Genomic DNA, 24134 nt, shown 5'->3' on the forward strand with positions numbered 1-24134 from the left:
ATAGCATGTAATTTCGAAAAGTGTAAAAGAATTACACTATGGATTAGAGTGTTCAAGTGGTATATATCCAAATTAACGATATAGGAATTAAAAAATTAATAAAAATATAGAGGGAGTTTTTAGATTACATGGATATTAAGATTAGAGCGTATAAAAAATCTGATGAAACAGGCTGGGTACGTTGTCGTGTGTTGTCTTTTTTAGATACAGCATATTACGATAATATATTTAGAGAAAAAGAAAAATATGAAAATCCTGCTATTGAATTAATAGCCCTATATGAAAATCAAATTGTGGGTTTAATAGATATTGAATATGAATTAGAAGAACGTACAGTTTGCTCAAGAGGAACTGGTCTTGGCGGCATGATTTGGCATATTGCAGTTCATCCGGATTTCCGTAGAATGAAGATTGCTAATCAACTATTAAATGAGGCAGAGAAGTTAGCGAAAGAACTTAACCTCAATCGAATAGAAGCATGGACTAGAGACAACCTATGGGTACATGGGTGGTATGAAAAGAACGGATTTGTAAACGTAGATTCATATTTACACGTATACTCCGATCATACAGACGAGATAAAAGGTGTAATGAAAAGTAATATAGATAAATTATATCCAGTTCAAACATTTGCTCATTATACAGGTGAAAATAAAGAAGAGATAAGAAAACAATTTAAACGAGTTCACGATTGTTTTTGTTTTGAAAAGTGTTTTAACTAACTAGAAAATCTTTATTTTATAAATAAAGGTTTTCTAGCATGAAATATAATTCTATACAAATAAACACGTAATTATTATATTATAAATTTATAGAAATTATAATATTACTATGAAAGGATGTGTTAATTGTTTGTATATGATCAATGGTAATGTGTTTATCTTATTGGGGGTTATCTGTTATTTGCTTGTACGAATTGTTTCAATTGGAATGAAAAATAAAAAAGGTGTAAATTGGTGGAAAGAACTAATTAGTTTTCTGTTCGCAATTTATATTGGTATGGTTATTGCAGTAACTTTATTCCCCATACCAATTGGTTTTTCAACTAGTATTGAACATATTAGACTTTCAATTAATATTATCCCCTTTGTTTCAATTATTAAAGATATAGGGGAAATAGGAATTGCTTATGATGGTGATGTCCTATTTATGATTGGTATCATCGTAAGAAATGTAGGCGGGAATATTTTATTATTAATGCCTTTAGGATTTTTAGCACCAATTATATGGGATAAATTTAAAGAGCTTAAAAACACTATTTTATTAGGTTTGGTTATATCAATTAGTATCGAATTATTACAACTAATGGAGTCTTTATTTAGTAGATGGGGACGTATTACTGATATTGATGATGTGATCTGTAACGTTATAGGTTCTATTGTTGGATATTTTATTTATAAAATCACTTTAATGCTAGCAAGTAAATTTAATTTTCGAGTGTTAAATAAAACTAATCCTAAAGGTATGGAGTTAACTGAAAAATAAATGGCTTAAACAGGTATATGAAAATACGAATATAGATACTAAAGACGTACGAGTAAAAAGTATGTCTTTTTATTTTTAAAAATAATGCTTCAGACTGATGAGGAATCACATTCCATATTTTACAATTTAAAGTGGCTATCGCATTTTAAGTATGGAGTAAAAAGAGGTGAATATAATTTTATAGGTAAACAAGTATAAAGGGGGATACTAAATGGATATTTTACTTGTTATTCTTATTATCGTGTTAATGCAAAGTAAGGAACGTAAAGTGAAAGTTAATCGCATTTGGCTCGTTCCGACTTTGTTGTGCTTTGTAACAATTCAGTCCATTATTCATATGGGACAATTAACTATATTACAATTACTATTATTCGTTGCCATGCTCGGAATTGGATTGGTTCTTGGGATTATTAGAGGAAAAGCTTTAACATTTCGAATAGATAGTGAAACGGGTCATGTATTACGAAAAGGAAATTGGTTAAGCACAATAATTCTTCTTATTATTTTAGGGGCGAAAATTGTAATTAAGCAAAGTATGTTTTCTGATAGTACTCACAACACATTAATGGTTGTGACAAATGCCTTTTTATGCATAACATTAGGCACAGTTATAAGTAGACGATATTATATTTGGAAAAAATATAATGAGTTAATACAAAAAATGTAAATACATGTATCCCTTGTTTAACAATGCTGTGAACGGTAATACTAAATAACATTGAATTTTTACAACAAGGGATGATAATATGATATTCATTTACACAGATTTCGGCGGAACGCATTCAACTGCACTCGCTGCAGCGTATCATTTAAATAAATTACCAACGGATCGTAAGTTAACGAAAGAAGAAATATTAAATGTAGATTACTTTAATAAATTGAAAACAGAGGATATGGGGAAAATCATTTTTCATGGAGTAGATGAATATGGGAATCCTGTATATACAATTGGGTGTGGGGCATCCAAAGTCGTCGTACCTGCGATGAAGCATTTAGGAGAGATTCTGCAAAAACATTATCACAGCCATGAAAAAATTATTTTTTCTAATACATCACCAACAGTACCTTTACCTATGACTTTCGGTGGACTATTTTCTAGAAGGTTCCATATCGATTTTATCGGAGTACCATTACTCGTATGGGGAGCAAAACTTAGCTGTGATAACATACAAAGACTTGTTAGTTATACGAAAGAAGCTGGCCGATTGACGAATGATTATGTTGTAATTTTAGATAATGAAACTTTTAAATAATGCACGATAAGAAGAAAATGGGGCAAATACTTCGGTTTTCTTCTTTTTTTCGTGAAAATGACAAAAAATATTCACATTTAATATGCATCTACTATAGCAAAAACAATAAAGTCCTGTTACTATTACAGGGATATTCTCTTTTCGTAACATAAATATATAGAAAAGTCAGAAAAGAGGAATTGAATTAAGGGAGGAACAACATGAAGCGTGTTGCTTGGATTACTGATAGTACAACTGCGAGTTTTACAACAGAAGGAGATAACTTTGTTATCCCAATTGAAGTTATTATTGATGGTGTGTCGTACAAAGATTGTGAAGAAGGTGTGCGTGAGCGCGTCTATAATGCGTTAAACGAAGGTAAAACTGTCACTACATCACAGCCTAACATAGGGGAAATGGTAGAGTTATTTTCGAAATGCAAAGAAGAATATGAAGAGGGATTTGCAGTTGCTATTAGCGGAAAAGTAAGTGGAACCTATCAAAACATGAAGTTAGCTGCAGAAATGGCAGGTTTCCCATTAACGGTATTAGATAGTGAAACAACAAGTTATCCGATGGATGAACTAATTAGAAAAGCGAAATCGTTATACAATGATGGTATGACTTTACAAGATATACACAAAACATTAGTAGATGAAAAAAGAAGACCTTTCCACGTATTCCCGAAAAGTTTAAAAGGCCTTTACGCAAGTGGGCGTGTAAAAGGCGTTCAATTTTTACTTGGAAGTTTATTAAGTGTCAACTTAATATTAGAAGTAAAAGGTGGAGAACTTTTACTTGAAAAGAAAGTTCGCAAAATCCAAAAATGTCGAGAATACATTAAAAATGAGCTTGAAAAAGAATTACCAAAAGTACTTCACATGTTCCATGCAAACGATAAAGATGGAGCTGAAGAATGGATTGCAGATATTAGACAAGCATTTCCTGAAATGGATTTCAAACTATATCCATTACCAATTTCATTTGCAGTTCATGCAGGTGAAGGTACAATAGCAATTAGTTATTAAGAGGAAAACCCGTGAATGATTCGCGGGTTTTTTTATTTAATTAAATTGAAAATTGAGGCATATTACGTCGCCATTGAGCTAAAAGTCTCATTTTATTATTTTTAGGAGCAACCAATCCCTCAACTTGATTTGAAATTAAAAATATAAACCTTTGCCTACTGGCTGAACAGTTTCTAGCACAGTATCGACCATTTCTTTATTGATTAGGGTTCTTATAATCCAAGCTGAGAGATCTTGAGCAGCAAAACAGCCTGCAGCAGTCGAGATATTTCCTTCGTTCACGAAACTTTGTTCAATAACATCTACATCGAATTCTTTAAGCTGTTCTACTACGGACGGATATGTAGTCGCTTTTTTACCTGTTAGCAATTTTTTAGCTCCTAGTAGTAATGAACCAGAACACATAGATCCTATTAATTGTCTTTGAGGCTCTACATGAATGCTATTAATATATTCTTGGTTTTTATATAAATCTTGTACACCTTTACCGCTTGCAAATATTACTGCGTCAGCAGAAGGAATATCAGATATGCTTCCTGTCATGGGAATACGTAAACCAGACATGGATATATGAGTTTTTTCCGTTCCTAATAGTTGAACGTTCCAATCAGAAACACCGCCAACTAACCGTACACGATTTAATAAATCCCATGGTAAAAAAACATCTATATCAGTAAAGTTATCGAAACAGACTATTGCAATTTTCATTTTCTAATCCCTCATTCCGTATGTATGTCCCCTTATTTAGAATATAAACTTTTCCTTTTAATTTTCTATATTAAGTTATAAATTCCTGTATATTCTATGCGATGGAAATTTAATTAAATAAAAGGATTATACACCTATAAAATATGTGGCATCCAAATATCCCATACATAACGTAAATAATGTTGTTTCGAAAGTTTAAAGGGTTTTTAAATATAAAAATAGAAATCTATATAAAAAAATATATAAATGGTAGTGATGCTATGAAAATAGGTAAATTTGGAGAATTAAATAACATAAGTATTGATACAATTAGACATTATATGGACCTGGGTCTGATTATTCCTGAAAAAAAAGGGAGGTCACTATTTTTTTGACGAGTATTGTCAAACGGATTTAGAGCTTATATTACATTACAAAGCGCTAGGATTTAGTTTGAATGAAATTAAAGAACTATTTTTTTATAAAAATTTAGCGAAATCTATGAATTACGAAAAAGATACTTTTTACCAATCTTTATTTAAACTGAAATATGACAAGTTGGAACAGGAAATAGAACTTTTGGAGAAGAAACGGGATAAATTAAAGGAAGTGTTACATGATTTATTATTAACAAGTGAAACCTCTAATTCAATTATAGGGATAGATTTAAGCGTACTTCATTTGCTTACATGTTCTGGGTGTAGCAAAAAGCTAATTCTTCAAGATGGAATTATAACTAACAATCAAATTACTGAGGGGAAGTTAATTTGTAATTGTGGTGAAGAATATAGTATTACTTCAGGAATTATAACTGCTGGTAAATCATTTAAAGAAAATGAGCGAACGTCACTTGAAGATACTATTTCGGATTATATTCATGAAACTGATAATGCATATTTGGAAAATATGCTTAAAGAAGGTGAATGGGCGAAAAAGAAACTAATACATTTAGATTTAAATAACAAATTAATACTGGATATAGGATCGGGACTTGGATTCTTTTTGAGAAATATTTATGAAGAACTGCCAGAAGATTGCCTATACATTGCAGTGGATCGAGATTTTAATAAACTTTTATTTTTAAAGGATGTATTAACGAGTAGAAATCCGAAAAGAAACATACTTTTTATCTGTGCTGATTTTTTGAACATCCCTATTCAGAATCAGTCTGTTGATATTATAATTGATCATTCTGGTACGAGCAATTATAGTTTTGAACATGAGAGTTTTTTACTTCACGAATTAAATCCGCTTTTTAAAATAGATTGCTATTTATTAAGCTTATTTATTTTATTTAAAAATTTCAGCTCAAATAGCCAAATTACAAATAAATTCCGAGCAAATTTTACACTGTCAAAAGTAACGAAAGAAATCCAAAATCTACAGTTTCATTCGATTGATGAAAGTACTTCAAACTATTTGAAACGAGGAGGTAAGTACGAGGATTTCTTTGTTCAAGGAGAAGAAATTTATACATATTCATTTTTCGGAAAAAGATAAGTGTAATCCCGTCAAAAAAAGTCCGGTTTTATAACTGGACTTTTTTTGACGATTTATATTTATACTCTTTGGGATTAAAAGACAAAGAGAATGTTAATCTGCATGTTTAGCACTCACATGACACTCTCTTATCGGTGTACATCTAGTTAGAGAAAAGATAGCCAAACCTAAAGACAATAGAACTAGAGATCCACCAACCCAAGCCATATTAGCAACATTCTCTACTTGTTTTAAAGCTATACCTCCAACTGCGGAACCGAGTGAGATTCCTATTTGTAGAGCTGAATTATTAAAACTTTGTTGTATATCTGACGTATCTGGGGCGGTTTGGATTAAATAACTTTGTTGAGGTGGTGCAAGCCCCCAACTTAATGCAGCCCAAACTATCATAACAGGAATAAATAGACCAATAGAAACTGTCGTGAACGGTAATATAAATAAGATTAGAGCAAATAAAGTAATAACTATCACAATGCTTTTTGGAGCCCCTATTTTATCTGATAATATACCGCCAAACGCTCCGCCACTTACTGCAGCTATGCCAAATACTAAATAAAATATGCTAATCCAATAAGGGGTAAGGTGAAATTTTTCTTCTAAGAAAGGAGTAAAATAAGCATATAAAGTATAGTGTCCTGCTAACATAAACATGGTAGCTAGATGAGCAGCTCCTAGTTTTGGACTACAAACAGCCTTTAATTGGATAGATAAAGGAATTCGGTTTTCCTCTCCAGGTATTTTCTCTAAAAATACTGAAATTAAGATAATAGATCCCAATGATAAAATAGCTATACAAAGAAAAATAACTCTCCAGCCAAATGTGTTTGAAATTAATATGCCTAGTGGTACTCCTAGAACAAGTGAAGAGCTAATACCCATATAAATTAACCCTAATGCTTTTGCTCGGTAAGAGGGATTAACAATTTTAGCTGCAATTGTAAGGGAAAGTACAACAACTAAAGCTGTACTCATAGCAGTTAAAATTCTTGCTATTATCATAAAAGTAAAGTTAGGACTAAAATACGTAAGTATATTACCAATTAGAAAAATGTAAAGTGAAATAATATACAACTTTTTTCTTTCCACTTTACTTGTGAAAATTAATAATACAGGACCTGCTATTGCATAAGTAAAGGCGAAAATTGTAATTAATTGACCAGCGGAACTTAATGATACATTAAAATCTTTAGCGATATCTGGCAATATTCCTCCAACAATAAGCTCTACAAGCCCTACTGCTATTGTTGCTAAAGCTAATATAAATACTTTGAAATTCATTTTTGTATTCCCTTCTCATCATTATTTACCTTAGAACAAAAAAACTCCTGACCACAAACGCTAAAAGACGCGTTTTGTAGTCAGGAGTTATTGGTTCCTGGTAGAGACCCCCAAGCCATATTCTTGGAGTTATACATGATTCTCATATGTAATTAATCAATGTAATAGAAGATACCATATTACTTTTTACATTTCAATAAAAAGATTCGCATTTGTACACGTGTACCCATATGAAAGGGATAAATGTGCTTTCTGAAACTCTAATAATTTTACCTTTCGATGGAAGTGCGATCTAAATGATTCAACTATTGTTAACTTTCACTAATGAAGATTATATAAATAACAAACGTAAGTATTAAACGGCTATATAAAGTAAAAAAGCGACATCCTTTCTGTAGAATTAATTATAGAAAAGGATGGTGTTTTTATATGTCTATTTCTGTTGCAAATCTTTAAAGCATCTATCGACGAAAAGAAGCAATACTGCTTATCATTGACGGTACATGAGCTGATTTTGATGTGCATGGGGTTGACCCCATCTTTTTTTATTTCTTTGTATTTATTTTTAAACACGACGTATTGATGTTGGGTTAACCCAAGAACTTACACTTAATGTAATACAAAGAATAGTGGGGGAATTGTTATGGGAAGTTTACGATTACATATTGAAAATAAAAATAGAAACCCGGAACTAAGAAATATTTGTTTATATTCAATCGCAAAAACAGTATCAATATTCGGGACCTCTATGTATAGTTTCGCATTAAGTTTATATGTTTTACAAATAACTGGATCAGCGTTAAATTTCGCGATTACGCTCATATTAGGAACAATTCCAATGATTGTTATGAATCCATTTGCTGGTGTAATTGCTGATAAAGTTAATAAAAAGAAACTAGTTGTTTGTATGGATCTACTAAGTGGCTGCTTATTAATAGCTGTTTATATAGTAAGCAGCCGTTATGGATTAAACTTATTCATCATTTATACTACGACGACGGTCTTTTCAACCTTTTTTGGAATAGGATTAGAAGCTGCGAAACCGAATATCGTCTCTAAAGAGAGGCTTATGAGTATTAATTCTATAAGTAAAATTATTGATTCTGTATCTCTAATTCTTGGACCCATGTTAGGTGGCATCGTTTTTTCAGTATTTGATATTAAAACTTTTATCATTATAAACGGTATTTCATTTATTCTTTCAGGGATAGCATTACTATTTATTCACTTTAAACTGTTCGAGTGTAATATAAATGAGGAAAATTCAAAAAGAAGAGTTAATTTTATTAAAGATATAAAAGAGGGCTTTTCTTACTTACTTGAAAAGGAAAGCTTAAAGAATACGTTTCATATTTTAATTTCGTTTAATTTCTTCTTAGGCTTTGCTGTTACCGTTCCATTGCCATACATTATTAACACAGTACTCAATCTTAGTTCTAAGCAATTTGGTATCATTCAAGGGACCTTTCCAGTAGGGATGATAATTGGTGCAATTGTAGTAAAAAAGATAACTAATCGTTTTTCTTACTCTTATCTTTTGAAAAAGCTAAGTTCTATGTTGTCAGTTATTATGATTTTTTCAGGGATTCCAGTTTTATTCAAAAACTTTGAAGTGAATGATTTTGTATTCGTTATTACGTTTTGTGTTGTTATGATCTTTTTAGGGTTTATTATAGCGCTAATTGATATTCCTTTAATTTATTTCATGCAAAAAGAGATTCCTGATGAATATAGGGGAAGAGTGCTTAGTATTGGATTAAGCTTAGGGAAAATGATGCAGCCAATAGCACTCGCAATATCAGGTCTATTATTAAATTATATCCCAGCCTACATCATTCCAATTGCAGGTGGAATCTTATATTTAATAGTAATTAAAATTTCATCAAATCGTTTCACATTAGAAGTTCATTCGAAAGATTATAGTGCTTCGTAGTTTCAGAGTTACTTAGAAAACCTTTTAAAGACAATCCTGTAAATCACGGTAAGCTATATACAGGCGGTTTATTTAAATATGCGATTCATATTAATTATCTTGGGGATTGCATTTGGGTGCTTGGTTTAGCATTAATCTCTTGCAATATTTTTAGTTTATTTATCCCGCTAGGCCTATTCTTAGTATTTGTTTTTGACTATATTCCAAAATCTGATGATTACTTACAAAACAAGTATGGGGAACAATTTACAGTGTATAAACAGAAAACAAAAAAACTAATACCGTTTATTTGGTAAATCAACTTCATAAATTATAAAAAGCGCAGGAGGATGATCCTGCGCTTATCTATCGTAATTCAGCTGTTTTTCTAATAACAATCTTATCAATATCATCTTCTTCATCACCGATAAATAACCCGCGTTCTTTTAAATACGCCTCAAAATATAAATCTGCTTCTGCACGTTCATCATACGGTTTTACAGATAGAACGAAACCTAATTTGTTTTGTTCCTCTAAATGAGAAGTGGAGATGTAGGCAGGTACATTGTGGCGTAAAAAGAGTTCTTTAACCGGAATAATCATATCTTTCATTAATTTCGTTAACATACCCATTTCAAACTCGAAATTAAAGCGATCTATACTACATAAATCAGCGAATACTACACCGATAAAACCTGTATTAAATACTTCTTGATATTCTACTTCTTCATCATTACCGTAAAAATTCTTTTCGATTAAATAATTTACAAAATAAGCAACACCATCACTTTGTTCAAATGGTTTCGTTGAAAGAACAAAGCCGATTTTCTTTTGTTTATGTAAATACACACATGACATGTATGCTGAAATATTATGTTCTTTAAAAAGAGAACTTGTTGCCCCAGAGAGGCCATCAAGTACGTGATGAACAATTTGAAGTTTTTTACGAGCGAAATAATAGGATTTCTTTTGTAACTCCAATGTATCAATAAAGACAGAGCCGATAAAGCCTGTATTTGAAATGATAGGTGTTTGCTTTTTTCTCCCTCTGCGCTTTGCTTGAGCCATTGTAAAAATCATCCCTTCATGTACAATTAAAATAAAAAGAACATTTGTTCGTATATTTATATTTTACTATTAAAACGCTATAAAGTAAAGGGTTTTTGACGAAAAAAACAACAAAAAAGACACCTGTAAAAGGTGCCTTAAACGCTGTAGGGAAGAGGGTTCATCCCTACAATTTATATTATGATACAGAAACAATCTCTTCTGTATCTTCTACATCTAAATGACAGTCCATAGTACGAACATCTTGATCTTCATGACTTCCGAAATAAATAGTAATTTTCATATGTATCGCTCCTTTATTCTAGGAATACCTAAAATAATTACTAGTAATGTTAATATTTATTATATACCACTTTTTTCATTCCGACAACGTTATATCATTTTTAATTCTTTTAGAGTGAAAAGAGTGATGTATAGAGCTATTTTTATAAAAATAGGTACATTTCATATATGTTATATTTAATACTGAACGATTCGAATACGAATTTTTATGAAAGGAGAAAAAAGAATGAATTATAAGCAGTTATTAATAGATAACTTCACATATAAAACGTCATATATTGCGCGTCATGTACATGGAATGAATGTAAAAGAAACGAAGGATTATATTGCTGTAGACTGTGGTTTACCTGCAGATACATTTAATATCATTACTTTACTAAACAATGATGTAACGGAAGGAATTGAGAAATTATATAAAGTTGTAAACAGCTATAATCAAAAGAAATTTCCAATGAGTGTTTGGTTTTGGGATGATAGGCATGAGCAAACTATAAAAAACGAATTAATAAAACTTGGCTTAAAAGAAGCAGAACAGAATATCGCGATGGTAGCAGACTTAAAAGCAATACATCCAACAATAAACATGCAAGAAGGTTTTACGATACAAAAAGCATTTTCGCCAGGACAAATTAAAAAATTTGGGGAAACATTAGCTAATCTATTTGGTACATCGGAGGAAGGTACACATATACAAGCATTCTACAATCAAACCGCTTCTTTCGATTTATGGAATAGTGGAAATATGAAACTATACTTAGGGATTTTTAAAAATGAAGTCGTATCGGTTGGTTCATTAGTATGTACAAAAGATAGTATTGGTATTTATGATATAGCAACTAAAGAAGAAATGAGAGGGCAAGGATTTGGCTCCACTATGTTTAATTACTTGCTGCAAGAAGCAAAAGAATTGAAAGTTGCTCAATGTGTATTACAAGCTTCACCTGATGGAATTAATATTTATAAAAAGGCTGGCTTTCAATCTGTTGGACAAATGACAGTATTTGAAAATCGACATTTATTTGAATAAATTATCCAAGCCAAATTGCTTTCATGTAGGAGTTAATACATCATTATGAAAAGAATATATATCGTTACAATCATTTGCACCTTTATAGTAATAAGTACTTTTGTTTTTCATAAAGCAAATGAACTTAAGTACACGAGAGCTATTAATCAATTAAATCATATAAAAAACATTGCACATAGAGGCGCTTCTGCGTATGCGCCGGAACATACAATAGCAGCGTATAAATTAGGACAACAATTAAAAGGAGATTATATAGAAATTGATCTCCAAATGACAAAAGACGGACATTTAGTAGCTATGCATGATGAAACAGTAAACAGCACTACAAATGGTACGGGTCTAGTTAAGGAACATACATTAGAAGAAATAAAGAAACTTAATGCAGGTTCTCTTTTCAATGAAAAGCATCCAAGTTTAGCAAAGAAAGACTTTGAAGATGCTAAAGTCCCAACACTAGAAGAAATTATTGAAACGTTTGGGCATAGTGCTAATTATTACATTGAAACAAAATCACCAGATGAATACGCTGGTATGGAAGAGAAGCTATTCGAAATTATAAAGCACTACGAAATAAGTGATAACGTTATTATTCAATCATTTAGTGAAGAAAGTCTGCAAAAAATTCATAGTTTAGATGTTCATATACCTCTTGTACAATTACTCCCTTACAAAAAGGCAGTTCTATTAACCGAATTAGAGATAAAAAAGTATAAAACATACTGCATCGGTCTTGGGATGAACTATAAATATATTGATTCAGCTTATGTAAAGAGAATAAAGAAACACGGTTTAGAAGTTCATCCATTTACTGTAGATAATGAAAAAGATATGAAAAAGTTACTTTTATGGGGCGTTGATGGGATGTTTACGAATTACCCGGATCGTTTACATTCGTTATTACAATCTTAAACTATAATGGTGTAATTATCACTGAACCAATAAAACAAGTACCCACAAGTATACAAAGATGGTTTTTGGTCCAAATGGTAACATCATTGAATGCATAGAGCCGCTGTTGAAATGAAATCCGAAAAAGAATCCAATATTTTTATTGGATTCTTTTTATTTAAATCTAAGTGACGAACTTAAAGCAATATGAATTTGTTAATAAAATATTACATTGAGTGTGATTTTTTGTAATTACCATCAGAAAGTAACGAAATTGTAATGAATTTTAACTACGTTTTTTATATTTTTTTGATACACTGGCTACGAGAGGAATACCGATTAATGTAGGTAAAAACCAAAACCATATAGGTGGTAGTAAATTAATTAAGGGAATATGAATACCGACGTTTACTAATAGCGCGGTAACGGCACCAATATAAGAACCTAACATACCTCTAATATGGTGATGCAGCCAATTTTTCCAACGTTTTTTTCGTGCTAGGTATCCATAAATCGCAAATGAATAAGAGAAAATTGCTACATAAAATAAATATGCGATTTTATCCCAGTTCATAATGGATAATATAATTGCAGTAACCGTGATCACAACATAGGATGCATGATATATTTCACCCCATTCCGTATGTTTTCCTTTCTTCTTTTGAGCAACCATCGCTACAATACCGGTGATTAAACATATTGTTCCAAATAATATGTGGATGGTTAAAAGAACATTGAAAATGCTCATAATAATTCCTCCTTTTTTATTTTTATAGTATTGCAGTATAGGAGAAAAGTTGAAACATATTGTTTATTCGCCTTAATATACTGAAATAAAGGTACTTCTAGAACAAATTTAAACGGACAAATTTTTCTTGAACATAGTGAGGCACGTATTACGTGAAATGAAGGAGAGACTTCCATGTTTACATCTATTACATATTTACAATCTGGGAATGAGAAGCAACAAAAAGTGTATGATGTTTTGAATAAATTAAACATAATGGAGGATTTAACTTTGTATAGTCCCGTTCTTTGCGGGACAATCCCTATAAGAATTGATACAATTCAATCCGACTTAGATATAGTAATGGAAGTACATAACTTTGATGTTTTTGAACAGGAAATGAGATCTTTATACGGTTCTTATAAAGGATTCAAAATAAAAAAGAAAAAAATTAAAACTACCGAATCGATAAAGGTAAATTTTGAATTTGAAGGTTTTGAATTTGAATTATTTGCTCAGCCTAAGCCAGTACGTAACCAAAATGCATATAGACATATGATCGTAGAGCACATGCTATTAATGCAGCATCCACATATAAGGGAAGAAATTCTTCACTTAAAAGAGAACGGTTTAAAAACAGAACCTGCTTTTGCTCAAGTATTAAATATCGACGGAGATCCTTATGACGAACTTATTTTATTGGGACAGGAAATGAGATTGTGGTAAATACGAAACACAAAAACTCCTCTATAAATAAAAGAGGAGTTTTTGTTATGTCATTAACTTACGGATTAATTCACCTAACACTTTAATCCCGTTAGTCATTTGCTCTGCAGAAGCATATCCATATGATAAACGAATATACTGATCTGATTCTTCTTCATATATACGCCCTGGGTTTAAAAGAATTCCTTTTGACAGTGCCTCTGAAAATAATTTTTTCATCGGAATGCTAGGTACAATCTTTAGCCATATAAAAAATCCACCAGTAGGAATATCCCACGATGCAACATCTGCACAGTACTTATTTAAAGCACGTATCATGATTTGTCTTCGTTCTTTTAATTGAATTCTTACGTTTGCAACATGTTCTTCATAAAAACCTTTATGTATCCATTCAGCAGCAACTCTTTGGGATAATGAACTCGATCCATAGTCTGTTTGCATTTTTATATCTGACAATCTATCGATTACAGGTTCTGGTCCAATAATCCATCCAATTCTAAGACCAGGAGTAAGTGTTTTAGAGAGACTACCAACATATAATACATGTCCATGTTTATCTATCGACTTTAAAGGAGCTGGAGGTGGTTCATCAATCCATAATTCGCGATAAATATCATCTTCAATAATAGGTAACTGTTCCTTTTCACATATTTTTAATATTTCTTTTCTTCGCTCTTGAGACATTAATATCCCTGTTGGATTTTGAAAACAAGGGATAGAATATAAAATATTTTTCTTTTGACTATATTTGATTCGTTTTAATAACTCGTTAGGTAAGATACCGTGATGATCCATACATATACCAGCTAGATTTATATTTGCTGATTGAAACACATGAAGTGAATATAAGTAAGAAGGCTGCTCGAGTAAAACGGTTGATTCTCTATGCAATAGACCAATTGATATTAATTGCAATGCTTGTAACGCACCAGAAACGATTAATATAGAACCGGCTGATGCATGTATTCCAAATGATTTTACGTATTTACTAATTGCTTCACGTAACGGTAAAAACCCTTTTTGTTCTTCGTATCCAAAATAATCTAATTCGTCACTTACACTTTTCATAATGGACTGCATAGTTTCTAGTGGGAAAAGTTGCGGCGCGAGTTCACCTTTACTTAAATGGATAAGCGTTTTATTTGCTTCTGCTTCATTTATGTCTCGTACCATTAACTTACTAGGTTTATGAATACCAGCTTTTACATATTCACTCCAATCAGGCGGGGGATTCGTCGCTAATAATGACCATGTATTATTTGTTACAATTGTTCCTGCTCCAATTTTCCCTTGAATCAATCCATCTGCCATAAGTTCATCTAGTGCAGTTATTACAGTGCTACGATTTACTTGAAATAATTTGGCTAACTGCCGTTGACTAGGGATTTTACTGCCAATAGGCCATTCTCCGTTTTCGATTTTTTCTTTCATATAGTCTACTATCTGCCGATATTTAGGCAGTTTTTTATTAGTTGTCATAAAAAAACTCCCTCGTTCACTTTAAAAATGCCAAGTGGTTTGTTTTTACAATAAATAACTGGTTGAAGACATTGTAACAACTATTAAATATGATGAAAAGAAATAATTGGTAATTTGAAAGTGGTTGGTTTATTAGGGAGGGAAAGATAACATGCAGAATAAAAAATGGGATTTACGCATCATATGTGCTCACGCTTTTACGATTTTAATATGGGGAACCGCTTTTCCGGCAATTCGTATGGGACTCGAATCTTATACACCAGAGCACCTTACTCTACTACGTTTATTAATTGCTTCATTTATACTTCTTTTGTTTTCCTGTATATATAAGTTGCGGCTACCAGATTTAAAGGATCTCCCAGCAATTTTTATATTTGGTGCTTTAGGGTTTACTATTTATCACATTGCATTAAACTACGGTGAAAAAACAGTAAATGCTGGATCTGCAAGTTTAATTGTTTCAGTCACACCTATAGTAACGGCTATTTTTGCTTCTGTTTTTTTGAACGAAAAAATGAAAGTAAATGGCTGGATTGGTGGTGTAATTAGTTTTATAGGAATTGCTTTCATATCATTTAGTCAAGGAGATGCTATTCAATTGAATAGTGGAGGATTATTTATATTATTAGCAGCGATTTCAGAAAGCCTATTTTTCGTTTTCCAAACTTCTTACTTAAAAAAATACGGCTTCTTACCATTTACCATATATACAATTTTATCTAGTACTGTATGTATGCTTATTTTCTTACCGGGAATGTATACAGAAATACTAGCAGCTCCTCTTGAAGTGAATATGAGTGTTTTATATTTAGGTTTATTTCCAACAGTACTCCCATATATTGCATTGGCTTATATCATCTCTCATTCTGGTGCTGCTGAGGCAACAAGTTCTCTATATTTAACGCCAGTAACTGCATGTTTTATTGCGTGGTTATGGTTAAGTGAAGTGCCGACATTTGTTTCGATAATTGGCGGGGGAATTACTATACTTGGGGTTTTAATTGCACATGTATCATTAAAAAAAGAAATGCAAAGTGAAGAGTACCGCAATACAGCAAGGAAGTTTGGTTAGTATTTGCAAGAGATATAATTGAACTGTTAATTAGAGTTCTTATTAGTGGAAGGATTAGCATAATGTTAATCCTTTTTATTTATACAATTCTTACTAGTAATATCTATATAAAATTGTATAGTTTAATTATTTTTTTACATATACATAGTTATCAACTGCTATTTACTATATGAAAGGAGGCATCCTTTGGAAAAAGTATTATTTTTCGGAGACCCAGGTATTGATGACTCGTTTGCCATTATGTTTGGTTTACTGCATCCTGAAATTGAAATTGTTGGTATTGTAACTGGATATGGAAATGTTGAACATATACATGCTGCGCATAATGCAGCGTATATTTTACAGTTAGCAAATAGACAAGACATTCCTGTGATTAGCGGTGCAACAAAACCACTTACAGAAGAAATTACTACATATTATCCTGAAATTCATGGACCAGAAGGATTAGGGCCTATTCATGTGCCAGAAAGTGTACTGTCTATCCCGATATACAATTTTGGTAGTATTGCCTCGATTCTTGTAAAGTACGGAAAGGACTTAACAATTGTCGATGTAGGAAGATCTACCTCGTTAGCGATTGCTTTTAATTTATGGAATGATTTAATGCTAAATGTAAAAGGAATATATTTCATGGGTGGTGTCTTTTTAGAAGTAGGGAACGTTACGCCATTAGCAGAGGCAAATGTGTATGGAGATCCTATTGCAAGTAAAATTGTTTTTCAGCAAGCAAATAATTTATTTATATTTCCTTTAAATGTAACAAACAAAGCTGTGTTAACGCCAAATATGTTTGACTATATTCAAGCTAATTCAAAGAATCCATTTCATATGATAATGAAACCAATGTATGATTACTATTTTTCTGCATACCAAAAACTTAATCCATCTATCGAAGGGCCATTGCTTCATGATGTGGTTGCTATAAGTGGATTAGTAAATCCAAGTTTTTTTGAATTTGTAAATCGTACAGTGAATGTAGATACATACAGAGATACGAAAGGACAAACATTTGCTGATTTTCGACATAGTTCTATATCAGAAGGAGCCTGTATAGCTTTAGAAATAGATGAAGAAAAATTTATTCAAGACTTTATTAAAACGATGCTATAAGTCGCTGCCGAAACAGGGATTTATTTCACTACGTTGAATATATAAATACATTCTCTTTATAAAGGAGCTTACAATATTGAATGTCCAGTTAAAGGTTGTTACAAGAGAGAATTGGGAAGATGCTTTAAAGCTACAAGTTAAAGAAAATCAAATGAAATTTGTTCCAGCTGTAGCAGTTTCACTTGCTAAAGTATATATAAAACCAGATGGTGACAATGTGGAGTACATACCATTTGCGATATACGACGGTAATTTAATGGTTGGTTTTATTATGCATGCTGTTATAAGAGAAACAACTGATATGTATTGGATAAATGGATTTATTATTGATCAAAAGCAGCAAGGGAATGGTTATGGAAAAGCGGCGTTACAAGAAAGTATTTACTTATTAAAAAGTACATGTAAGGCGTGTAAAGAAATAAGATTAACCGTACATAAAGATAATCTCTCTGCAAAGAAACTATACGAACGTTCCGGTTTTCAACCATTGGGACATGATTATGATGGTGAGCAAGTCTATCGTTTATTCGTTTAAATATTATGAAGTAAAGGTGTGAAAAGAAAGATGCAATTTTCGGAAGTGAAAATCGAAGTGTTTATTCCTGAAGAATACATTGAGATATTACGGAATGAACTAAATAAAATTGGTGCTAGTAAAATGGGGAAATATGGCCATTGTCTTTCCTATAGTTCCGTGAAAGGATACTGGAGACCATTAGATGATGCATCACCTTTTAATGGAGAAATAGGCCAAATATGCGAAGGGCAAGAATGTAAAATTGAAATAAAGTGTAAACGGGACCTTGTAAAGGATGCCCTTGAAGTGATTAACGAAATTCACCCGTATGAAACAACTATGATTTATATTATCCCTATATTAAATGACTATTTTAATCAAATATAAAATTAATGACTGGGAGGAATAACAATTGGAAAATAAATTTCATCACATTGTACGAGCTGTAATGTTAAAGGATAATAAATTATTATTGGCTGAATATATTGGCCATCATTATTTTTTACCAGGTGGTCATGTTGAAGTTGGCGAATCGGCTGAGAATGCATTAATAAGAGAACTAAGAGAAGAACTCGGAGTAAATTGTAACATAAAACAATTTTTAGGCGTGATAGAAAACCAATGGCAAGACCGTAAAGTTCTTCATCATGAAATTAATCACATTTTTGAAGTAGATTCGCAAGAGTTACATATTGATTTCATACCAAAATCTAAAGAATCTCATTTAGCATTTCACTGGATAGATTATAATCAAGAAGCTTTACATACGTATAAAATCATGCCAGCACCTTCAGTTAAAGAGTTATTAGAAAGAAAATTAAGCGATGAACTACTAAACTGTTGGATTAGCAATTTTTAAGCACCTCTATTAATAGTAAATACGTCCACCGAAAGCAAATTAAGAAAATAGGCTAAAAAACAAGGTACATCACCTATTGTAAGTTCATATTTTGTTGATGTACGCATTTAGTCTATAGTCTTATTTCTACTTTGTTTGCAAAAATATATAAACTTTAACATTTGGACGGAATTTATTTTTATAAATGGAGGGTTTCGTAATGAATCAGTTTCAACAAGACTTACAATCATTAAACCTTAATGATTATCAATCTGGTAATGTTGTGTATTGGGATCAACTACAACAAAATCAATATCCATACTATTACATTCAAGATGAAGCACGTCGTTGCGGCGGATGCGGAGGTTGTGGTGGACGCTGTGGTGGATGTGGCGGCGGAAGATGCGGTGGACGTTGTGTAGGTTGTGCTGGATGTTTCGGTTGTTTTAACTGCTGGAACTGGTGGATCATTTAAGTATAGAAAGAAAACTATTTTACTTGAAAGAAAGGTGCGAAAATTATTTTGCACTTTTCTTTCAACTGTAATTGTTATGCGTATTAAGGGGGATTTATTTGTATACTTACGATAAGTTAATTTCTTGAGTAGAAAATATAAAAGAAAAAAATCATAGTTCTGCAACAGCACTTTGTATTATAAAAGATAACAAAATTGTACTAGAGCATTATAGTGGATATCATTCAAATACATCGACTAATAAAAAAGTGACCGCATCTTCACAGTTCAATGTTGCTTCTGCTAGAAAAAGTTATTTAGGTTTAATGGTAGCATTTGCGCTTAACGAGGGGAAAATAAACTCTATTGATGATAAAGCGATAAAGTATTTTAAAGACTTTGATCCTGTATTACTTGGTAAAACAACGATAAGACATTTAGTAACCCATTCGCACGGTATAGGAGAAACGAATGACGGAACAATTTTTCGTGAATTTGAACCTGGACAAGCATGGGCGTATAGAGATGTTAATGTAAGAATGATAACACGTCTTATTTATCAGCTATATAATAAAAGTTTTCCTGAATTATTAAAAGAGCGTGTGTTTACACCTGCTAATTTTCAAGAAACAGGTTGGAGAATTCAGCAAAATGAAAACTTAGTTAAAGTTGTTAATAATCCAAGTGAAGACGCAATTAATGAAATTGGTACAGTAGATGACGGTACTCAAAAAAATCTATTTGTCTCAGCTAGAGAATTTGCGCAGTGGGGCAATCTTCATTTAAATCAAGGTATGATAAACGGAAAACAAATGGTTCCAAAAGAAGTTATAAAAATTGCTACGAGTTTGCAAAGTCCAGCATTTGCAAACAAAGAACTACCACAAAACGGGTTGTTTTGGTTCATTCAAAATGAACCTGCGCTTTCAAATGAACTTGGTGAACGAGTTCCAAAAGGATCATATCAAATACTAGGAATTACAGGACCGACTTTATTAGTAATACCTGAATATAATGTAGTTGTTGCGAAAATGTATAATAAAAGATATAACTACGGCGGTGATAATTATTTATATTATTTACGTGAATTTAGCAATTTAGTCGCAGATACATTTCGTAACAGTAATAGGGCATAATGACTCCTATAATGAAAAGGAGTGAGAAAAGTGAAAGATAAAATGAATACAAACAAAAAGCAAAACATTAAAGATGTAAAAACAGAACAAAATGCAATTTATAGCGATCCAAAAGACGCAGCTAATATGCAGACGGTACCGCAGCCGAAAGATTTTGATGAAATCGAATATTAATTTTTATCCATCCGACTATATGATGAATGAAAAATACATCTTAAGTCCCATCACATGACAGAAGTATTTTGATATCATATATACATAAGCATTTGAAAATGTCTTATCTTAACAAAGCTTTCTTTAAGTAAATCTGATATAACCTGCAAAAAGACACTTCATTATGGAGTGTCTTTTTGTGTACATGAACTGAATTACCATTTTCCGTACAGTATTTTGCAATTTATGATGGATATACTAACTGTGAAAATTCATGTCATGATTAAAGAAGGGGACAGTTAGTATGAAACAAACTTCTATAAATCCGTTACTAATTGTTCTAGGTACAATCATTGTTCAAATTGGCCTTGGGACAATTTATACATGGAGTTTATTTAATCAACCCCTTGTCAGTAAGTTTGGATGGAACCTCAATGCCGTTGCGATAACTTTCTCCATAACAAGCTTTTCTTTATCATTTTCAACCTTATTTGCAGGAAAGTTGCAGCAAAAGTTAGGACTTCGTAAACTCATCGCTACGGCAGGGATTGTTCTTGGACTTGGGTTAATACTTAGTTCACAAGTTTCTTCCTTACCATTACTATATTTATTGGCTGGTGTCGTTGTTGGTTATGCAGATGGAACTGCTTATATTACATCACTATCTAATTTGATTAAATGGTTTCCCAATCGAAAAGGACTTATTTCTGGCATATCTGTTTCTGCATATGGAATGGGTAGCTTAATCTTTAGATATATAAACGGAAGTCTTATTGATAGTCTTGGTGTATCACAAGCATTTTTATATTGGGGTATCATCGTCTTGCTTTTAGTTTTAATCGGATCGTTCTTCTTACGTGAAGCAATCGTAAGTAACACCGTAACTGAATCCGTACAAAATGACTATACACCTCGTGAAATGATGCGAACGAAACAAGTATATCTCTTGTTTTTTATGTTATTTACATCGTGTATGGGCGGTCTATATTTAATCGGTATGGTAAAAGATATTGGGGTACAGCTCGTTGGACTTAGCGCAGCAACCGCTGCTAACGCCGTCGCAATGATTGCGATTTTTAATACAGTAGGTAGAATTGTACTTGGAACGTTATCAGATAAAATTGGTCGAATGAAAATTGTTTCTGCAACGTTTATAATAATTGGATTATCAGTCTTTACTTTAAGTTTCATTCCACTAAATTACGGAATTTACTTCGCTTGTGTAGCAAGTGTCGCCTTTTGCTTTGGTGGTAATATCACAATCTTCCCAGCAATTGTTGGAGATTTCTTTGGCTTAAAAAATCATAGTACAAATTACGGGATTGTATATCAAGGTTTCGGATTTGGTGCACTTGCAGGAGCGTTCATCGGAGCGTTACTTGGTGGATTTCAACCGACATTTATTATAATCGGTGTTTTAAGTGTTATTTCTTTCATTATTTCGATATTAATTCGTCCACCAAAAGCAGAAAAGAAAAAAGAAACACAACATTTATATCGAAAAGTAGCTTAATACTGGAAAAGAGTCCTCATGATAGGGCTCTTTTTTCAATGTAACGTTAACTTTGCTACCGTTTTTATTAAAAGACAGGACAATATCATTAAGAAGCTGAATAAATAAGTAAAGAGGAGCGTGATAATTAAAATGAAAATAGTACAGCAATGGGTCCAAGAAGATAGTGATTACATAAGAGTAAAAGTAATTGAATATAACCAAAAACATATTGCTGATGAAGAGAAAAAGCCTTCAGAAAAAATTAGTTTTATAGTGAAAAATGAAAAGGAAGAAATTGTAGGTGGAATAACTGCAATTACATTTTGGCACCACGTGCATGTCGATTTCCTTTGGGTTTCTAAAGATTATAGACACGAAGGATATGGAAGCAAGTTATTAAAACTTATTGAAGAATTTGCAATTGAAAAAGAGTGTAGGCTAATCAATTTAGATACTTTTAGTTTTCAGGCACCTGATTTTTATAAAAAGAATGGATATAAAGTGATTGGAGTAAGTGAAGATCATCCAAAAGGACATAATCATTATTATTTAGAAAAACGATTATAAAGTGTATATAGAATTAACGTTATTATTTTGAATACAAATTTATTCTTTTTGATTATGCATATAAAAGAGAATCTTGAGTGAATTCATATTTAAAGGTACTTTTAAAGCAAGAAAAGATAGAAGTGGAATAGTAGTTACGGGAAACTAATTATTTATAGCGAATATATGTAAAGTAGGACTCTACATATATGCATTCAGATGAAAGGGGAAATCTTATGAATTCATTTGTAAAAGAAAATTTTGAAGAAACGAGAAAACATCTATTCGAGGAAATTACGATGTTAGATGATGCTCAATTCAATAATAAGCCAGACAGAAATATATGGAGTATAGCACAAGTATGTCATCACTTAGTTTTATTGGATGAGAGGGTTATAATGGTCATTTCATCTGGATTTAAAAAAGTTGATAGCACCCTAAAAGAACGTCGAGAAATTCACTCTATATTACAAGATAGAGCGATAAAATTTGCAGCTCCAGAAATGATTGAACCAAGTCTAGAACCGTTTGAGGTGCAGCAAATGGTCGATTTGTTAAACGAATCGAGAAAAGAATTAATGCGTTTCCTAAGTACAATAGAAGATGAATCTATATTAACGAAAAAATCAGTGATGCATCCAGCACTTGGAGAATTACTTCTTGATCAGTGGATAGAACTGATCTATTTGCATGAACAACGTCATATAGAACAAATCAAAGAGATAAAATTACTTTGTGAAATTGGGAAGTAAAAATCTTTAGCTATTAACAAAAAATACAGGTCTCATATGTATACATTTAAAATTAATCTAAAGAAAGGTTAATTTGGAATCCGATTTGTTATATAAGTTTAACCTCGTCTCAAAATGAGAGCGGGGTTTTTATTAATTTTGGAGCTACTCTTTGATTTTCATTTAGTATTAATTTAATCAATTTTTATTCTAATACTTAGGGAACTTACTATTAAACCGAGTTAATGATAGAATGATAAACAGACAGAAAATTCCTTTTATTAAAAACGGAGGAGGTACGTATGAAAAAAGTAAATGTTACATATGCACTTTTATACGATAAAACAAACGAAAAAATCTTAATGGTAAAAAACAAAGGGAAGAATGGTTCATATTACACGCTACCAGGTGGCGCAGTTAAACTGGGAGAAACGTTAGAAGAGGCAGTAATTCGGGAAGTGAAAGAAGAAACCGGACTCCATATAACTGTAAACGGCATTTGTTACATTAGCGAAGCTTTTTTCGAAGAGAGAGGTCATCATGCAATTTTCTTTAATTTTTTAGGCGAAATAATTGAAGGAGAGACAAATATAACAAGGCCAAAAGAAATTGAAGAGATTACCTGGATGGAATTACATAGAGCAGCACCGCATTTACGTATACCAGAACACTTATTAAAGATATTACATAAGAAAGAAACAGTACCTTACTTTTTTAACGGAACAATCATTCATCAATCTTCATAACATTATCATTTCATGTA

The 24134-nt window shown here is 31.8% G+C and carries 26 protein-coding genes, 2 pseudogenes and 1 riboswitch; of the genes and pseudogenes, 23 read left to right on the plus strand and 5 right to left on the minus strand.

Features of this window, described 5'->3' with window-relative positions; translation table 11 throughout:
• Positions 1–128 precede the first annotated feature (128 nt).
• From MR115_RS01690 to MR115_RS01710, 5 genes are all read left to right on the plus strand, one after another.
• On the plus strand, positions 129–722 hold the full coding sequence (locus MR115_RS01690; protein WP_242239482.1) for a GNAT family N-acetyltransferase: 594 nt from the start codon (positions 129–131) through the stop codon (positions 720–722).
• A 130-nt stretch (positions 723–852) separates the two neighbouring features.
• Positions 853–1485, plus strand: coding sequence for a VanZ family protein (locus MR115_RS01695; RefSeq protein WP_242239484.1), 633 nt, complete (start codon positions 853–855; stop codon positions 1483–1485).
• 211 nt (positions 1486–1696) lie between these two features.
• The gene (locus MR115_RS01700; RefSeq protein WP_242239486.1) at positions 1697–2152 is read left to right on the plus strand and encodes a CcdC protein domain-containing protein; all 456 of its coding nucleotides are present in this window, start codon (positions 1697–1699) and stop codon (positions 2150–2152) included.
• Between the two features lie 79 nt (positions 2153–2231).
• Complete coding sequence (locus MR115_RS01705) at positions 2232–2738, plus strand: DUF3189 family protein (protein ID WP_199694301.1); 507 nt, start codon at positions 2232–2234, stop codon at positions 2736–2738.
• Between the two features lie 200 nt (positions 2739–2938).
• Positions 2939–3745, plus strand: a complete 807-nt coding sequence (locus MR115_RS01710) for a DegV family protein (RefSeq protein ID WP_000831945.1) — start codon at positions 2939–2941, stop codon at positions 3743–3745.
• A 135-nt stretch (positions 3746–3880) separates the two neighbouring features.
• Here MR115_RS01710 and MR115_RS01715 read toward each other — a convergent pair whose 3' ends face one another.
• Positions 3881–4453, minus strand: coding sequence for a DJ-1/PfpI family protein (locus tag MR115_RS01715; protein WP_242239488.1), 573 nt, complete (start codon positions 4451–4453; stop codon positions 3881–3883).
• Between the two features lie 260 nt (positions 4454–4713).
• Here MR115_RS01715 and MR115_RS01720 point away from each other — a divergent pair.
• Positions 4714–5932: pseudogene (locus tag MR115_RS01720) on the plus strand (methyltransferase domain-containing protein).
• 93 nt (positions 5933–6025) lie between these two features.
• On the opposite strand, the gene MR115_RS01725 reads toward MR115_RS01720, so the two are convergent.
• Positions 6026–7210 (minus strand): MFS transporter, encoded by a 1185-nt coding sequence (locus MR115_RS01725; RefSeq protein WP_242239489.1) that lies wholly within the window; start codon positions 7208–7210, stop codon positions 6026–6028.
• A gap of 57 nt (positions 7211–7267) precedes the next feature.
• A riboswitch (purine riboswitch) is annotated at positions 7268–7367 on the minus strand.
• 486 nt (positions 7368–7853) lie between these two features.
• Here MR115_RS01725 and MR115_RS01730 point away from each other — a divergent pair.
• Complete coding sequence (locus MR115_RS01730; RefSeq protein WP_242239490.1) at positions 7854–9143, plus strand: MFS transporter; 1290 nt, start codon at positions 7854–7856, stop codon at positions 9141–9143.
• A pseudogene (locus tag MR115_RS01735) lies at positions 9143–9439 on the plus strand (methyltransferase family protein); the annotation flags it as partial. The gene MR115_RS01730 and the pseudogene MR115_RS01735, both read left to right, overlap by 1 nt.
• Positions 9440–9488: 49 nt before the next feature.
• Here the strand turns inward: MR115_RS01735 and MR115_RS01740 are convergent.
• Positions 9489–10202 carry a hypothetical protein gene (locus MR115_RS01740; RefSeq protein WP_242239491.1) on the minus strand — a complete coding sequence of 238 codons (714 nt, stop codon included), beginning with the start codon at positions 10200–10202 and terminating at the stop codon, positions 9489–9491.
• A gap of 496 nt (positions 10203–10698) precedes the next feature.
• Between MR115_RS01740 and MR115_RS01745 the strand changes: the two genes are divergently transcribed.
• Complete coding sequence (locus MR115_RS01745) at positions 10699–11499, plus strand: GNAT family N-acetyltransferase (RefSeq protein ID WP_242239493.1); 801 nt, start codon at positions 10699–10701, stop codon at positions 11497–11499.
• Positions 11500–11544: 45 nt separating this feature from the next.
• A complete protein-coding gene (locus MR115_RS01750; protein ID WP_242239496.1) occupies positions 11545–12408 on the plus strand; it encodes a glycerophosphodiester phosphodiesterase in 864 nt (287 codons plus the stop codon).
• A 265-nt stretch (positions 12409–12673) separates the two neighbouring features.
• Here MR115_RS01750 and MR115_RS01755 read toward each other — a convergent pair whose 3' ends face one another.
• A complete protein-coding gene (locus MR115_RS01755) occupies positions 12674–13135 on the minus strand; it encodes a DUF2306 domain-containing protein (RefSeq protein ID WP_061679012.1) in 462 nt (153 codons plus the stop codon).
• 174 nt (positions 13136–13309) lie between these two features.
• Between MR115_RS01755 and MR115_RS01760 the strand changes: the two genes are divergently transcribed.
• Positions 13310–13840 carry a DUF4269 domain-containing protein gene (locus MR115_RS01760; RefSeq protein WP_060631042.1) on the plus strand — a complete coding sequence of 177 codons (531 nt, stop codon included), beginning with the start codon at positions 13310–13312 and terminating at the stop codon, positions 13838–13840.
• Between the two features lie 45 nt (positions 13841–13885).
• Here the strand turns inward: MR115_RS01760 and norG are convergent, their stop codons facing one another.
• On the minus strand, positions 13886–15319 hold the full coding sequence (gene norG / locus MR115_RS01765) for an efflux pump transcription regulator NorG (RefSeq protein WP_242239498.1): 1434 nt from the start codon (positions 15317–15319) through the stop codon (positions 13886–13888).
• A gap of 151 nt (positions 15320–15470) precedes the next feature.
• On the opposite strand from norG, the gene MR115_RS01770 reads away from it, so the two are divergent.
• The 12 genes from MR115_RS01770 (at position 15471) to MR115_RS01825 (ending at position 24117) form a co-directional block, all read left to right on the plus strand.
• Positions 15471–16391, plus strand: coding sequence for a DMT family transporter (locus MR115_RS01770; RefSeq protein WP_242239500.1), 921 nt, complete (start codon positions 15471–15473; stop codon positions 16389–16391).
• Between the two features lie 186 nt (positions 16392–16577).
• Positions 16578–17501: a nucleoside hydrolase gene (locus MR115_RS01775; protein ID WP_242239502.1), complete on the plus strand. Its 924-nt coding sequence runs from the start codon at positions 16578–16580 to the stop codon at positions 17499–17501.
• A 76-nt stretch (positions 17502–17577) separates the two neighbouring features.
• Positions 17578–18036 carry a GNAT family N-acetyltransferase gene (locus MR115_RS01780; protein WP_242239504.1) on the plus strand — a complete coding sequence of 153 codons (459 nt, stop codon included), beginning with the start codon at positions 17578–17580 and terminating at the stop codon, positions 18034–18036.
• Positions 18037–18066: 30 nt separating this feature from the next.
• Positions 18067–18405, plus strand: a complete 339-nt coding sequence (gene cutA, locus MR115_RS01785; RefSeq protein WP_242239506.1) for a divalent cation tolerance protein CutA — start codon at positions 18067–18069, stop codon at positions 18403–18405.
• 25 nt (positions 18406–18430) lie between these two features.
• A complete protein-coding gene (locus MR115_RS01790; protein WP_242239507.1) occupies positions 18431–18877 on the plus strand; it encodes an NUDIX domain-containing protein in 447 nt (148 codons plus the stop codon).
• Between the two features lie 199 nt (positions 18878–19076).
• The gene (locus tag MR115_RS01795; protein ID WP_242239508.1) at positions 19077–19331 is read left to right on the plus strand and encodes a heterocycloanthracin/sonorensin family bacteriocin; all 255 of its coding nucleotides are present in this window, start codon (positions 19077–19079) and stop codon (positions 19329–19331) included.
• A gap of 137 nt (positions 19332–19468) precedes the next feature.
• Positions 19469–20446 (plus strand): serine hydrolase domain-containing protein, encoded by a 978-nt coding sequence (locus MR115_RS01800; RefSeq protein ID WP_242239982.1) that lies wholly within the window; start codon positions 19469–19471, stop codon positions 20444–20446.
• Positions 20447–20476: 30 nt separating this feature from the next.
• Entirely contained in the window at positions 20477–20620 is a 144-nt protein-coding gene (locus MR115_RS01805) for a hypothetical protein (protein ID WP_061679021.1), read from the plus strand.
• A gap of 283 nt (positions 20621–20903) precedes the next feature.
• Complete coding sequence (locus MR115_RS01810) at positions 20904–22112, plus strand: L-lactate MFS transporter (RefSeq protein WP_098374455.1); 1209 nt, start codon at positions 20904–20906, stop codon at positions 22110–22112.
• A gap of 132 nt (positions 22113–22244) precedes the next feature.
• The gene (locus tag MR115_RS01815) at positions 22245–22661 is read left to right on the plus strand and encodes a GNAT family N-acetyltransferase (protein WP_098883952.1); all 417 of its coding nucleotides are present in this window, start codon (positions 22245–22247) and stop codon (positions 22659–22661) included.
• Between the two features lie 215 nt (positions 22662–22876).
• Positions 22877–23392 carry a DinB family protein gene (locus tag MR115_RS01820; RefSeq protein ID WP_242239509.1) on the plus strand — a complete coding sequence of 172 codons (516 nt, stop codon included), beginning with the start codon at positions 22877–22879 and terminating at the stop codon, positions 23390–23392.
• Positions 23393–23673: 281 nt separating this feature from the next.
• Entirely contained in the window at positions 23674–24117 is a 444-nt protein-coding gene (locus MR115_RS01825) for an NUDIX hydrolase (protein ID WP_242239510.1), read from the plus strand.
• The last annotated feature ends 17 nt before the right edge of the window (positions 24118–24134 follow it).

It is taken from the genome of Bacillus cereus group sp. BfR-BA-01309 (assembly GCF_022664315.1).
Taxonomy (GTDB): domain Bacteria; phylum Bacillota; class Bacilli; order Bacillales; family Bacillaceae_G; genus Bacillus_A; species Bacillus_A mobilis.